15 protein-coding genes are annotated in these 14,251 nt (G+C 47.4%); 6 read left to right on the top strand and 9 right to left on the bottom strand.

Annotation, left to right across the window (positions count from 1 at the left end; all coding sequences use genetic code 11):
• Positions 1–37 precede the first annotated feature (37 nt).
• The 3 genes from PRUTH_RS03260 to PRUTH_RS03250 all read left to right on the top strand — a co-directional run bounded on the left by PRUTH_RS03260 (position 38) and on the right by PRUTH_RS03250 (position 1,443).
• Positions 38–268 (top strand): DUF2789 domain-containing protein, encoded by a 231-nt coding sequence (locus PRUTH_RS03260; protein WP_022946704.1) that lies wholly within the window; start codon positions 38–40, stop codon positions 266–268.
• A gap of 131 nt (positions 269–399) precedes the next feature.
• Positions 400–666 (top strand): restriction endonuclease subunit S domain-containing protein, encoded by a 267-nt coding sequence (locus PRUTH_RS03255; protein WP_022946703.1) that lies wholly within the window; start codon positions 400–402, stop codon positions 664–666.
• Between the two features lie 3 nt (positions 667–669).
• A complete protein-coding gene (locus PRUTH_RS03250) occupies positions 670–1,443 on the top strand; it encodes a Zn-ribbon-containing protein (protein WP_022946702.1) in 774 nt (257 codons plus the stop codon).
• Between the two features lie 3 nt (positions 1,444–1,446).
• Here PRUTH_RS03250 and syd read toward each other — a convergent pair whose 3' ends face one another.
• Positions 1,447–1,989, bottom strand: coding sequence for a SecY-interacting protein (gene syd / locus PRUTH_RS03245; RefSeq protein ID WP_045980349.1), 543 nt, complete (start codon positions 1,987–1,989; stop codon positions 1,447–1,449).
• A 58-nt stretch (positions 1,990–2,047) separates the two neighbouring features.
• Here syd and queF point away from each other — a divergent pair, with 58 nt between their 5' ends.
• Complete coding sequence (gene queF, locus PRUTH_RS03240) at positions 2,048–2,896, top strand: NADPH-dependent 7-cyano-7-deazaguanine reductase QueF (protein WP_151172511.1); 849 nt, start codon at positions 2,048–2,050, stop codon at positions 2,894–2,896.
• On the opposite strand, the gene PRUTH_RS03235 is transcribed toward queF, so the two are convergent.
• Genes PRUTH_RS03235 through PRUTH_RS03220 form a run of 4 tightly spaced genes read right to left on the bottom strand, consistent with a single transcriptional unit; the run spans position 2,883 to position 10,029 of the window.
• Positions 2,883–3,734 carry a peptidylprolyl isomerase gene (locus PRUTH_RS03235; RefSeq protein ID WP_151172510.1) on the bottom strand — a complete coding sequence of 284 codons (852 nt, stop codon included), beginning with the start codon at positions 3,732–3,734 and terminating at the stop codon, positions 2,883–2,885. The two genes, queF and PRUTH_RS03235, sit on opposite strands and share 14 nt — an antisense overlap.
• Positions 3,731–4,585: a transporter substrate-binding domain-containing protein gene (locus tag PRUTH_RS03230; RefSeq protein WP_151172509.1), complete on the bottom strand. Its 855-nt coding sequence runs from the start codon at positions 4,583–4,585 to the stop codon at positions 3,731–3,733. The genes PRUTH_RS03235 and PRUTH_RS03230 overlap by 4 nt, the downstream gene beginning before the upstream one ends.
• Positions 4,586–4,588: 3 nt before the next feature.
• On the bottom strand, positions 4,589–8,299 hold the full coding sequence (tamB, locus tag PRUTH_RS03225; RefSeq protein ID WP_151172508.1) for an autotransporter assembly complex protein TamB: 3,711 nt from the start codon (positions 8,297–8,299) through the stop codon (positions 4,589–4,591).
• On the bottom strand, positions 8,296–10,029 hold the full coding sequence (locus PRUTH_RS03220; RefSeq protein ID WP_053911553.1) for an autotransporter assembly complex protein TamA: 1,734 nt from the start codon (positions 10,027–10,029) through the stop codon (positions 8,296–8,298). The genes tamB and PRUTH_RS03220 overlap by 4 nt, the downstream gene beginning before the upstream one ends.
• A gap of 201 nt (positions 10,030–10,230) precedes the next feature.
• Here PRUTH_RS03220 and PRUTH_RS03215 point away from each other — a divergent pair, with 201 nt between their 5' ends.
• Positions 10,231–10,554: a ribonuclease E inhibitor RraB gene (locus tag PRUTH_RS03215; protein ID WP_045980333.1), complete on the top strand. Its 324-nt coding sequence runs from the start codon at positions 10,231–10,233 to the stop codon at positions 10,552–10,554.
• A 30-nt stretch (positions 10,555–10,584) separates the two neighbouring features.
• Here PRUTH_RS03215 and radD read toward each other — a convergent pair whose 3' ends face one another.
• From radD to PRUTH_RS03200, 3 genes are all read right to left on the bottom strand, one after another.
• Complete coding sequence (gene radD, locus PRUTH_RS03210; RefSeq protein ID WP_151172507.1) at positions 10,585–12,324, bottom strand: DNA repair helicase RadD; 1,740 nt, start codon at positions 12,322–12,324, stop codon at positions 10,585–10,587.
• 49 nt (positions 12,325–12,373) lie between these two features.
• Positions 12,374–12,679: an H-NS family histone-like protein gene (locus PRUTH_RS03205; protein ID WP_022946197.1), complete on the bottom strand. Its 306-nt coding sequence runs from the start codon at positions 12,677–12,679 to the stop codon at positions 12,374–12,376.
• Between the two features lie 196 nt (positions 12,680–12,875).
• A complete protein-coding gene (locus PRUTH_RS03200; protein ID WP_022946196.1) occupies positions 12,876–13,085 on the bottom strand; it encodes a cold-shock protein in 210 nt (69 codons plus the stop codon).
• Positions 13,086–13,434: 349 nt separating this feature from the next.
• Here PRUTH_RS03200 and PRUTH_RS03195 point away from each other — a divergent pair, with 349 nt between their 5' ends.
• A complete protein-coding gene (locus tag PRUTH_RS03195; protein WP_022946195.1) occupies positions 13,435–13,980 on the top strand; it encodes a DUF4136 domain-containing protein in 546 nt (181 codons plus the stop codon).
• An 18-nt stretch (positions 13,981–13,998) separates the two neighbouring features.
• Here the strand turns inward: PRUTH_RS03195 and PRUTH_RS03190 are convergent, their stop codons facing one another.
• Positions 13,999–14,247: a YkgJ family cysteine cluster protein gene (locus tag PRUTH_RS03190; RefSeq protein WP_022946194.1), complete on the bottom strand. Its 249-nt coding sequence runs from the start codon at positions 14,245–14,247 to the stop codon at positions 13,999–14,001.
• Positions 14,248–14,251 lie beyond the last annotated feature (4 nt).

Below are 14,251 nucleotides of genomic sequence, written 5' to 3'. Positions count from 1 at the left end.
TAACCATAGCCTTTTATGAGCACAATGGAAACATTATATGGATACCTCAAAACATACGATGACGACCCTTTTTCAACAGCTCGGCCTGCCCAGCAGCGATGAGCAAATTGAACAATTTGTGACTGACCACAAATTAAGCCCTGAGCTCAAACTCGCTGATGCGCCGTTTTGGTCACAGGCGCAGCGCCACTTTATTACAGAATCTTTGGAACAAGATGCGGATTGGTGCGAATTAATTGACGAGTTAGACGCCCAGCTAAGGCATTAATACAGCGATAAAGCTCGCCCAAGACAGGTGTGGTTCATACTTTCTTCGTTAATATTGAACATTCAAAATTAGGGCTCTTGCGGCCCTTTGCTTTATACTGTTCAGCGATTAAAAAGAAGGAATCCATTTGTATGAACCCTGTGGTTTTTGACGCCATCAAAGCCTTATTAGCACAAAACAAAACACCTACCGTAGCAATGACCAAAGCGATGCTCAAAGAGCCCGTGCCGATGCCAATGATTATTGCCGCTGTAAGCCAATATAAAAATAACCCCGAGGCATTCAAAAATATGGTCATAGAGCCACAATTGCCGAATAATGAACAAAAGTCGACACAACTTGATCGCATTGAGGAAAAACTTGATAAACTACTCGCTTTGCTCGAGAACTCAAAATAGCGAATGTTTGTTGTAGACCTCACTTTTGACTGTTACCAAGATACCCAACTCAGCGCTGCCGAACAGGCGATAAATCAGACGGTGGTGGCGCTTCGAGCCAATGGCCAAATCATCGGCGATGAATTTCCAACCGTATTGAAAGAAGGCTTCTTCGTGACTCGGGTAATGTGCCCAGAAGAGGACTCATTGCACCCGCTCAACCACAGTCCGTTTGTGAAGTTTGCGCTCGATAAACTAAACGATGCCGGGTTGTTAGCGCCCAAGGTCAAGGTTATAGGGCAAGATATTCACGCCAATAGTGCAGATAACTGCGCTGCACCGAGCAGTTACATTCTTTACACCACCTATTTGCATACGTGCAGCCCGTTGTATTGTGGTGATGATTTTTTACCGGTGCCGCTGTATCACATTCCTGCTATCGCCAACGGCGATTACAAGACACTGATAAAATGGCAAGAAGACTGGCAGGCATGCGATCAAATCCAAATTAATGGTGCAACACGCTGCGAATTTGCGGCGCTGCATGAGATCAGCGCCTTTGATAGCGACCTGACTCGTCGCGGCTTGGACTTGGCAAAGCGGATCCGTTATCTAACCAAAAAGCCAGTCTACTATTACTTGTACCGTGTCGGTGGCGAGAGCCTGACAGCCGAGCAACAACGTCGCTGCCCAAGCTGCGATGGTCATTGGCATCTAGCAGAGCCATGGTTTGGATTGTTCGACTTTCGCTGTGAACAATGTCAGTTGGTATCTAATATTTCCTGGGATCACCAATAGTGTTTACAGCACGTCTAATTGCTGTAACAACGAGCTGATATCATCCGCCAAAACATGGTGCGGTTCTTTACCGACATATTCTAAGCAGACTGCACCATCGTTCAATCGCACGCTCAGCAACAAATCATCCTGCTCAGTCAGCCCAATAAACACGGTGTCTTGCTGCTTTAACCGGCGTTTCATTAATACATGACCGGTTATATTTTGCTGTAAGCGTACAAAGTCGTCCTCGTTCCAAGGTAAAAGGAGCTCCACGCCATGACCGTCGATGCTCGCCGGCAGATTACCACTGTAGTAGCTGCCAAATAATTCGCTCAGTTGTTGTGGGAAAGGCACTTCCAGGGCTGCTGCCAATTCATTTAAGTCAGCACTGGGGGTACGCTCATGAATTTGCCATTGAACTTGCTGCTGTTGTTCAGTGCCGGCAATGGCTGCAGGGCTTGGCGAGTCCGGGTCGAAAAACGCCAGCGGGTTACGGCCATACTGTTGTTGCTCGTTGCTAATGTGTGCCTGTAAACAGCGCCGAAGTTCTGTGCTTACGCTCATGCATGCCTCAAATAATTTAGGTATAATTACGCCATATTGTAACGCCAAATAGCACAGCATGACAGATTACAGCAACGCCCCAGAGTTAAAAGCCAGCCTACTCGGCAAGGCAACTGAGTATAAAGACAGCTACGATCCATCCCTACTTTATCCCATAGCACGCAAGCTTAATCGTGATGATTTGCAAATAGATGAGCGTGCCCTGCCCTTTAAAGGGGAGGATATTTGGACCGGTTACGAGTTATCGTGGCTTAACCCTAAAGGCAAACCACAGGTCGCGGTGGCCACCTTTACCTTCCCTTGTCAAAGCCCGGATATTATTGAGTCTAAATCGTTTAAGTTGTACTTAAATAGCTTCAATCAAAGCCGTTTTGAAAGCATGCAAGCAGTGCAGCAAACCATGGCCAAAGACTTAAGTGCGGCGACCCAAAGTGACGTGCAAGTAACACTGTATGGCCCTGAGGATTATCAGCACTTCGCAGCCACCGCATTACCAGGTCAGTGCATCGATGAGCTCGATATCACCGTCGATACCTATGAGCTGACACCAAGCTTACTGCGCCTAGCCGAGGATGCGCAGCAAGTTGAACAAACCCTGCATAGTCACTTATTGAAGTCTAATTGCTTGATCACCTCACAACCCGATTGGGCGAGCGTGGTTATACGCTACCAAGGCCCCGCTCTTTGTCATGAGTCGCTGCTGCGTTACCTGATTTCATTTCGCAGCCACAACGAGTTTCACGAGCAGTGTGTGGAGCGCATTTTTACCGATATTATGGCCTGTGCGCCCATGCAGTCCCTAGAGGTCTATGCCCGCTACACTCGCCGTGGCGGCCTGGATATTAACCCTTACCGCGCCACGCACAGCGATAAAACCTTATTTGACGTGCGCATTAACCGCCAATAATCGTCGGTACATTCATGGCGCAGGTATCAATATAATCAGGCGTGGTCACAAACCACGCCTCGGGGCGATTTTTACGCGCTGCAACGAGCGCTGCAAAGCTGTGTGAGTCGGTGCGCATTACTTTAATTACCGGGCGCTGCTTAGCAGGCAGTTGATCGGCAAATTGGATATCAACAATCGGGTTAAAAGGCTGTCCCGGCTTTGGCGAGCGCTGCAGCTGCTGTATATGGGCCATGCCCGCAAGTACGCGACCAAATACGCTAATGTTCTTATCCAAGTAACGCGGTGCCTGACCAAGCACTACAAAAAATTCACTGGTTGCGCTGTCGACTCCATTGCCCCGCGCCATACCTAATGCGCCAGGACAATGAATTTGCCACGTTTGTGTGCCCTGCTTATTTTGGCCGACGGCAAAGCCATTAATAAAGCCACTGCGCGCGCTGTAACCATCATCTTCATTGATGACGATATCTAACGGCCGCGTTGTTTCGCTGTGACTGACAAACTCGTTTTTCAGCGCCGGCACATCCGTGTCTTTGTCTCCAGCGCCGCCTTGGGCAACAAAGCCTTCGACAAAACGATACATACTTAGCCCACGATAGAAGCCTTGGCCAGCTAGTGAGCGCAAGCGCTCAACATGCGCCGGCGCCAGCTCTGGATTTACCTCCAGATACACTATCCCTGTCGCTAAGGTAATCATCATTAAGTTTTCATCAGTAACGGCTCGCCATTCGCTGGCATCGGCGTTATCAATAATGATTGTAGGAGAGGGATTGTCGTCTGCACTGGTAGTCGCGCTTAAAACTAGGCTCACAACTATTAGTAGGCGTGTGATCATTGGCGAGTTCCTTGTTTATTATTATACCAATAATGGGAAATATGTAACGGTGCTGAGGCGGGTAATAACGGATTGGTCAAGCGAATATAATTGCGTGTTGCCAGTCCCGCCGCATCAATATTAGGGACTAAATGGGTGTGCAGTAAGCGCTCTATGGTGCCATCTGAAAATAAGCTTCGCAGCGCCGAGCTCAGCAATTGGTGGCGCTGTTTATCTCCTTTTGCAACAAACAAGTACACCACCGACGGGTAATAAAAGACATTGTGTTTGTCGTATACAAGCCCCTCAGGCAGTGATTGGGGGTCAAATGCTGTGAGCTCCTCAGGCAGAAAGTCGAAGCGGCCTTTTCTCAGCATATCGTAATGAGACGATGATTTAGAAAATGCATCCACCGTGAAACCGTTACGGCTGAACACGTTGGCATCCGGCCAATCTTCACTTAGACCCACTCGTAATGATGAAAAATCGCTTATATACTTTTTTTGCGCCAGGATATCGGGATTATCAGAGCGCACTAGCGCAATGCGATAACCCAGTAAGCCTTTGGCTATCGGGATTAAAATCGCCCACCCTTGTTGCTCTCGCTGCTGCGAAGTCACACCCCAGAATAAATCAATACCGTGCTCATCCCCCAACAGTTGAATCGCTCGTTGCTGTGATGGCAGATGGTCAACATACTGGTATGTGACCTGCTTTTGGTGCAAACACTCAATGCGCTCAGCTAGTTTAGTAAATAACGCCTGCATATAAGGATGATCGGCCTGTGCGACACGCATCGTCACCGACTGCTGCGCACCACACTCGCATATCACCAGTAATAAAGACAATGCCCATAGCCAGCATTTAAACACGCGTTAGTCCACATCAAACCGATACAATATATCTAAGGTATCATAAAGCCCGCTGGTTACCTCTATATATAGTTTTTGCAGTATTTGGTAGCGCACAGCCACTTCACTGATAGACTCGAATACACCAACACTGTATTTTACTTGGATCCCCGGCGCGATATAGCCAGCAATTTCAACCTTAGTATCATCACCACTGCCTTTTGAATTTAAGGTTATATCGCTGAGGCCAAATGTTTCCCCTACTCGCGATACAAATCCCTCACTGCGATTGAGACCTTGGGCTAGAAGAATCTGCGTTAGCATGGCATCGGTGTTCGTATCACCATCCCCAAGAGGCTGACCGTTAAGCACGTAAGAAAGCGCTTGTGAACGATCCATGGCCGGCTCCGAGAACACGTTTAATTTCGGCTGTTCAACATTTCCGATTAACTCGATACCCGCTATCACACCGTTGGCGGTGGTGTCTGGATTACGGATCGCGCGCACATTTAAGTAAGGTTTATCAAGCGCACCACTGAACCCAATTTGCCCTGTACGGATCACTAAATCTTGGCCAAATGCACGGTATTTACCATCCACCAGTTTTAACTCGCCACTTGCCAATGGCGGACTTTCATTACTCGCGGTTAGTTTCAAGTCGCCCATGATGTAGGACTTTAGGCCAAACGAGTCTATATACACATCGTCATGTACGCCCACATCTAACTGCACTTGATAAGCGAATGGCGCACTTTGCTGCTTTTGTGGTGCATCCACAATGATTTCATCATCACTGACCTGTACCGCTCCTTTAGGCAACTCTTTGATTTTGATACGTCCGTAAGGAACATCAACACGACCATCAACTTGCACACTTTGGGCGCTAATATCTATGGTTAAATCCGGAGAAATCGCGACATTGACCCCTTGCTGCGGTACCACCATAAAGCGCTCGCCCGAGAGCGAAATGGTAAGTGCCGGATTATCACTGAGCCACACACCTGAGCCGTCAATAGCAAGCTTGCCACCATCAGGGGTGAGCAATTCCCCCTCCAAGGTCATACTCTCACCATCGAGTTCAGCTTCGAGACGAGAGTTAGCAAGTGCTACCGGCAGTGCGTCCCCTTCAATTGCCAATTCATGCGCCTTGAGCTCACCATTAAGGTAGGGCTGCGCTAACGTGCCGCTGAGAGTTAGATTAGCACTTAACTTGCCCGCTAACTTCCTCACATCAGGCACAAAGTGAGCGAATTTACTGATGTCGGTATCTGTTAGGTGCACCTCTCCAGAGAGTTGTTGCGCTTGAGTGATATCCTCTACGGCTAAATCAGCGTCAATACTGCCAACCACTGAGGAGTCTATGCTTAGCTTAGCATTGGCATTTTTTGCATCACTGCTTAGCTTTATCATTAAGGTTTCCACAGGCAATCGCTGCAACTGCCCTTGGTTTCTATACAACCCTTGTAATTGCTGGGTATGGAACTCAGCATCAATCTGCATTGCTTGGTTATCTTGCCATACCAACTGCGCATGTCCTTGCGCTTGCCCCTCTATACCCAGGTTGGGTCCGAGCAAAGTGGTAAGAGACTGTAAGTGAAAGTAGTCAAGCTTAGCATTGACGTATCCCTGCTTGGCGCTGATATCACTGGGCTCTATGCATAAGTGCATGGCATTGCCCTTTAAACAAAAGGGCTTAGTGCGCACGCTCTGCTGGGCCAGATCAATGTCCAACTCGGTACTTTGCTCCAGTGCGACCTGATACTCGTCGCCGCGCAATTCCAACTCGGTAATTGCCAAGCTCAATTGCTGCTGTTGCAGTTCAGACTGAAACGCCAACTGCGCTTGCCCTTGAGCTAATCCAGCACGAATATAGTTTTGTTGGTGATGTTGTGAGCCCTGAGACTGTACTTGAATGCCCTTGATAACTTGGCCATCAAGGCTAACATTAGCTACTTCTGCATCCAGGTCATATTCTAAGTCGGCTTGTTGATATTGCCCTGTAATATCTAATGTTGCGTCGCTCACTCGCAATCCCTCACCTTGCAGAGTCGCTAGTTGCAATTGCAATTGCAGCTTAGGAGATAAACGTTGCCCTTCGATACTAAACTGAGCGTGTCCCTGCCCTGAATAACCTTGATAAAGTGGCGATGATGATGACAAGTTTAATTCGCCGGCTAGTTGCCACTGCTCATCAATGCGGCCATTGATAACCAATGTATTCTCCCCTTGGCGCACACTAAAAGCATGAATATCGCCACTGAGATCGCTATCAATATTCAGTTCGGCATTAAATGTGAGCGGTTGCTCGTTTATCGTGCCTGATAATGACGACGGTTTAAGCTCCACCCACCACTGCCGGGGTGATTCAACACTCACTCGGCCTTGCAGCTGGCCCGATAGATCGCTGCGCACGGTGTCTAATAAGTACTCACTGTGCAAATTAGTTAGCTGCGCAGAAAAATCAGCGCTAATACCATCGCGCCAGGCTATTGATGTTGTTACCTCAACGTGGCTATCATTCGCTCGCAATTGCAACGGCGCAGCGTTGATGCCGCTAAGGCTTCCTTGAGCCTGTAAAGAAGTGCTCACTTGTGGGTATGCTGCTAGCTGTGTCAATGCATCAACATCTAAGCGGTAGTTATCTAAAGTACCCGATGCATTAATGTTGGTGCGTTCTACCTGTAACGGCTGGCCCTGCACCTCAAGCTGCCAAGGTGCGTGTGAAAACGCCAACTCAAAAGGCCAATTTTGCTTTCGTAATTGTGCCTGTGCGTCTAATTCGAAGGTATATTTGCCTTGATTACGCGCCTGGACATTAAGTTCATCTAAACTGCCCGTGAATGAAAGCTCGCTGCGCTCGCCCATGGCAGCTAGTTGCAGCGACAGTGTTAAAGGGTTGCCATCAGCAAAAGAGAATTGACCCTGAGCTTGGGCCTCAAGTGTATCCCCTTCGTTTGTCGCGATATCAGCAGGCAATTGGTAGGCGGCTGATAGTTGTGAAACGCTCAACTGCTGTTGTTGCAGTGCCACAGCCACTTTTAAATCGCTGATACGATGGCTTTGCTGCCCTTGAGTGATAATAATGTCAGCAACCTGTGCACTTTTAAGCTGCGCATTGATGCCTAAATCAAAAGCGATAGGCGGTAACGGTGGCAGCGCCTCAAGTGGTGCTGAGGAAGGCTGCTGCTCACTCTCAGGTAAAGTAAGTTCAAGCGAGCGCAGACGCAACGGCTGCACCTTAACGTCTCGTTGATGCGCCTCAAGCGCTGATTTAAAATCCCGTGCTGACACGCTAAGGCCCGCAGCACGGAAGTTGGCTTGTCCTAAAAATAGACTTTTGATGGTGATAGTCGGCAGTGATATTGGCTCGCTGGCCGGCGGCATTGCATCAGTCGCTGCCGCCTTGTCGTTTTGCTGATCGGCTACTTGCACCGTCAGCGACTCAGCCCCAACTTGGCGAAAGCACAGCCCAGCACAACCCAATAACTGCCAGTCAATACGCACAGCCTCAGCATCGATGCTTATCTGCTCGCTGGTAAAAGAGATATCAAATGGGTCATCATATAAAAACCGCCCCTCTTTGAGCGAAATGCGCAACCCGTCAACGCTATGATTGGCTACATAGGCAATACCCTTGTTACCTACCTCAGTAAATAACAAACAAAATAAGGTCACTAAAATAGTGCCCACAAGGCCGCCACACCAACGGAGAATACGCTTATACCCTTTGCTCATAATTCCGGCCCCACAGTAATGCTCAAACGAGTGGTGTTATTAGGTGTGGATAATGCCCACGCGTGATCAATACGGATGGGGCCCACTGGGGTTAAATAACGCACCCCGAAGCCGGTGCCAACCGACCATGATTCAGAGAAGTCATTGGTGGCGGTTCCAGCATCAACGAATAGCGCCGCCCGCCAATTCTCAGCAAACTGATAATTATACTCCAAGGTGCCGGTGGCTAGGTATTTACCACCAATATTATAGCCATTACGCTCAGGCGAGATAGACTCATATTTATAGCCGCGAATACTCTGATCGCCGCCGGCAAAGAAGCGCATAGAAACCGGCACGTCATTAATATCATCCACGTAAATAGCACCCAGATTGACCCGGGTAAAAAACATATGGCGCTGCCAATAAGTGTTTAACCACGCATACTGTAGCTGTACTCTGACTATATCGGTGGTCGAAGCCAAGTGCTCAGTGCCCACTTCGGTGCTGATTAACCATTGCTCACCCCAAAACGGCGTGGTGCCTCCTTTACTTTGCTTGCGGGCAAAGCTCACTCCGGGTAGCAACATCTTAGTGCGCTGATGCTGCTCACCAATGCGAAACTCTTCATACTCTCGGCGCAAAAATGCGGTGCGTATCCAATCTTTTCCCACTTTCCACTGTCTTTGCACTAAGCCAGTCAGTGTTTTCGAGAAGATATCCGTATCGACATTATCCTCAAGCTTGTAGCCCAGACTAAAGCGCCAGATATCGTCATTGGGGTCGTCCACCGGCACGGTGTAGGCAAAACTGATGTCTTGCTGACGTTTGGAAATATTCAGGTTACTCTCAAGATAGTGACCGTCTTCGGTGATCCAAGGACGAGACCATTTGAATCTGGCTTTGGGGCCTAAGTCCGTTGAATAGCCGCCCCCGACTTCAAAGCTGTCTTGTGGTTTATGCAAGACTTCCACACGAATCGGCACCTCGCCATTAGTCCGAGCAGGAATATCAGCATAAACGCGGACGCTGCTAAAGTAAGGCGTTTGCGATAACGCAAGATTGAATTCTGACACCTTAGTAGCACGGTAGGGCTGGCCAGTTTTAAAATGCGCCAGAGAATAAATATAGTTGCTTGCTGGTGTATCAGAGCTGATGTTAATCGGCCCATAATCATAACGTGGGCCCGTTTGCACATGCAGCACCACCTCTGCACTGTGTTGAGAGCGATTAATTGCCAACTTAGATTGTTGCCACTTGGCGTCAAAGTAGCCAAGCTCTAACAATTGCCTATCTATGGCTGATTTAGCACTATCATATTGGCCATGGTGCACAACCTGCCCTTGCTGCAGAGGTAAGCTATCAAGCACCGCCTTAAGCTGCTGATCGTCTTCTCCGGGACCACTAAATTGATAATCCAATCTAGCGATGCGCGTCGCTTTGCCGGGTATGATGTTCGCAATTACTTGCGCTTTGCCTTCGCTGCGCTCTAAGCTGAGTTCTACTTCGCTATGGTAATACCCCAGTGCGCGCATACTCGCTTTAACTTGTGCGCTTGCATAGCGCTGTAATTGCCTGGAGGGGACCTCGCCTTTTAATTGCACTAAATAAAGCGCAACATTTTCTTCTAACTCTCCTGATAACCCGTTAATGCTGTAGCCAGTAATGGTTGTTGCTTGTTGCACAGCAGCATGTGCAGTGACAGCAGGCCATATTAAAATAGATAGAAGAATAAAAAAGCGGCAGAAAATCAAACGACTAGAACTCCATGATCTAAGAATACTGCAACAATGAATGGTCAGATCACTCATACGTCCCAAAGTGGGTCCATCAGTTTAACAAATGCCACTGACTTCGCGCACCCACTGAATAAATAAAATTTGCCTTCAAGGCTTTTTATTTCTTACAAGATAATAGACAATTTATCGATTCTTAAAAAAACGAGACAAGGTATGCAATTTCCCGACGACGACACCGGACACATGTTACAGCAAATACACGATGAAGGTGTGGACTTGACAGGCTTTCATACATTGGACTTCTTTATTCTATTTGAAAAGCAAGAACACGCTATTAGTTACCAAGAAGCACTGAAAAGTTCCGAACTAAGCGCCGATTCACAATTGGGAACTTGCCCGGACACTGGCGTATTTGAAGTCAAAGTAAGTATCAAAATGGTGCCGCAACATGATGTGATCATGGATACCGAAGCCTATTTGGAAAGTCTAGCTGATAAGCACAATGGTTATGGTGACGGCTGGGGGCTAATGGCTTAAAGCATTCCGTACAGGAGCATTTCACACGCCCTAATACAGGGCGTTTGCCTTGCGAAAAGCGCCCTCATAGTCAAAGAGTTTGTCACTCACCTGCCACCCATATCGTTTCGACTTTCGCGCCACCACAAAATCAGGTGCTTGCAGGCAGTGCTGATGGTCAACCACCTGCTGAGCATGGTGCCAGGTTGTGACTCCGCTAACGGTGTGCCGCTTAGCGTAAAAGCGATTAAATCGAGCCACTACCTTGGCATTATTAAAGTCATAGCTCTCATCGACACTGGCCCCATCTTCATCAAAGTAAGTAACTTTGAGTTTGCTTGGCTGAGTAATTTGACAACTTAAGCCACTACAGCGCAGTACCATGGCTTCTTTTAAATTAAGTGCTTTTCGCAGTTTATCATCTGGGTCAACCAGCTGATGTTGGCAGGCACTGCATTCGCGCGCAGCAATGTCATTTTCGCTGCCGCACTGTGGGCATTCTTTAAATTTAAAGCGATAATCACACTGCTGCGCTTGCTCACCATCATCAAGCAGCCCCTGACAGCGCCGACCATGATGCTCAATAACTTGACCACTGGCATCCGTTTTTCCCCAAAAAATATTGGCAAAGCCACATCCCGGACATAATACTTGCACCGGCTCACTCAACGGGTCGGGGCGCTTCGCTCCCACTTCTGGATAAAATAAGTCAAAGCCATTGGCAGCATAATCGATCACGAGGCAGTCTTTTTTCCCTTCGCACAAACGCAACCCTCGACCCACAATTTGCTGATATAAGCCAACCGACTCGGTGGGCCTTAAAATGGCGATGAAATCCACATGTGGAGCATCGAAGCCCGTGGTTAATACCGATACATTAACAAGGTATTTTAGCTCTTTGCGTTTAAACCTAAGGATAATTTCATCACGCTCAGCCGCCGGTGTCTGACCAGTTATAACCGCTACTGACTCACTACTCAAATAGTCAGCTATTTCATAAGCATGTTTGACTGTGGCAGCAAATATCATTACTCCCTGTCTAGCATCTGCTTGCGCTTGAATATCATTGACAATACTTTTTGTTGCCCGGGTACTCGATTGCAATAGTGTATTCATATCGCCTTCACTGGGTATACCTGAGGGGCCGGATGCCAGTGAATTAAAGTCATAATTTTGCACTGCAGCATCAACGCAATTCGGCGGGGTTAAATAGCCTTTATTGATTAAATAACGCAGCGGTAATTCATATATACACTCGCTAAATGGCGCGTCTGCCGAGCCACGTACAAAGCCATGATAGTGGCGGTGATATATCCATCCTGATGTTAAGCGATATGGGGTCGCGGTTAGGCCTAACACTTTCAATCTGCTATTTGCTTTTTTTAAATGCTGAATAAGCTGTGAATACTGACTGTTTTCATCGTCACTAATACGGTGACACTCATCGACTATAATAAGTGAGTATTGCCTTTTTAGCTTATCTCTACTTTTAGCGAGAGATTGAATACTGGCAAAGGTGACTTGCTGGTTTAACTCTTTCTCATTAAGACCTGCAGAAAAGATCCCTGGTGTTAATCCTAATGCTTTATATTTTTCGGCATTTTGCTGTACTAATTCTTTAACATGAGTCAGCACCAAAATAGGGAATCGCGCAAGGCGCGCAAGCTCAGCAATAACTACACTTTTGCCACTTCCAGTGGGAAGTACGATCACGGCTGCACTATCTGAGCGGCGAAAGTGGGCTAAGGTGCTATCAACGGCTTTTTGTTGGTAATCTCGGAGTGTAAACACAACTAACACCCAAGTAAGTAAAAGGCCCGAAACCGGGCCTTGGAGGTTATTATTTTGCGAGGTATTTAGTTAGGTCAACATCTTGAAATGCTTTCGGACGCTTACCACGGCCTGACCATTCAACTACTTTTCCTTCAAACTCGCGACGATACTTAGGTTCAACCTTAGTTCGCTTGTCCTGTTTCGAGTCAACAATATCATCCACACTGAGCCCTTTTTCCTTCATCAGTTCGAGAACTTCCTGTTTCGCTTTTTCCTGCTGTTGCTGACTTTCGAGCGCAGTATTCAGAATATTAATTGCTTTCTCTAACTCATTCATCGATGCCGTTTTGGCAAAGGCTCTGATCTCTCTCACTATGGTCTCTTTTAATTGTTGAACATGGAGATTAAATAATAATTGAAGATTGATAATATATCAAAAATAAAAAGGCACTATACGCTGGGAGGGCTTATTTTAAATTAATATGACAAAGAAGGTGTAATTTGAGGGGGAAAAGTGAAGCCGATTCGACTTCACCAATTACTCGCTCACAGGCGTGAGCAAATAAGCATTAAACGGGTGTTACATTTTCCGCTTCTGGTCCCTTTTGGCCTTGTTTGATGCCGAAAGTTACCTGCTGGCCTTCGTTAAGAGTACGAAAACCGTTACCGTTAATGGCACTGAAGTGAACAAACACGTCTGGACCATTTTCTTGTTCGATAAAGCCAAAGCCTTTTGCTTCGTTGAAAAACTTTACTTTACCTTGTGCTTCTGCTGACATACTTAGTTTTCCTGTAAGTCAATTTGTATCAATCGCCTAAAATTAGGCACTATCCTCCCTGAGCCAGTGTCGCCGCCGATGGGTCAGGTACAGTACTAAGGGCACACTAGCTAAATAGTCACTCTTACAGCATTGGCCGCACAAAACCGTCACATTACACGCCTTAACTCAAGGCAAGTTAAAGACTACCACAGAAAAATATAATTAGCTTTAAATAAATTCGAATTTTCTCTTTACGGGGAACTAACGGCTGCGGTAAAAAACTAACAGACTACGCAGTTCTCGCTTTCTAAGAACCTGTGTTATGTTATTCGTAGGACTTACACTTTGCCCAACTAAGGAGCATTCAATGAAAAACCTTCTGCTAGCCGGTTTGGTACTATTACTGGGCGCCTGTGCTTCGCACCCGGATTTTGACTACGACAAATCGGTCGATTTCTCGCAATATAAAACCTTCGCATGGATCCCCAATGCCAGCCTCACCAAAGGCACTAATAATTATCAAATTAGTGAGCTAATGGAACGCCGCGTGCAACAAGCGGTCAATGATGAGCTTCGCGCCAAGGGCATGGAACTGGTATCCCCACAACAAGCAGATGTGTTAATTAATTACCATGCATCCGTTGATACCAAGGTCGATGTCGATACGTTTTCTACAGGTTACGGCGCTCGCTGGGACTATTGGGGCATTGGTTACAACGTGCAAACCACCACGCGTGAGTATGAGGTAGGTACGTTAGTCATTGATGTCGTTGATAGGTCTTCAAACCAGTTAGTGTGGCGGGCAGCTAAAGAGGGACGCCTGAAAAAGAATCAAACCCCGATTGAGCGCACCGAAGTGGTACGTGAATCAGTGGCAGATATTCTCAGCAACTTCCCTCCTCAAGCTCAGTAAAGCTCAAACAGAGGCGCTTTACGTGAGCGCCTCCAATTGGGTGATGCGCCACATTGCTTGGGCATCAGTGCGACCACACACATCCGTGGTGGCACTAAACTGACTGCATACAGCGGGCCGCGAAGGTTGGTTAAACAACTTACATAAGTTGTTAGTATCCAGTTGAACACAACGCTCTCCCGCTTTCTTGCCGTTCGGCATACCCGGAATGGCGCTGGAAATACTCGGTGCGATGCAGCAAGCGCCACACCCTAAACGGCAATCCATCTAT

It is taken from the genome of Pseudoalteromonas ruthenica, assembly GCF_008808095.1.
Taxonomy (GTDB): domain Bacteria; phylum Pseudomonadota; class Gammaproteobacteria; order Enterobacterales; family Alteromonadaceae; genus Pseudoalteromonas; species Pseudoalteromonas ruthenica.
The sequence above is the reverse complement of the archived record's forward strand: the minus strand, read 5'-3'. Positions and strand labels throughout refer to the sequence as shown.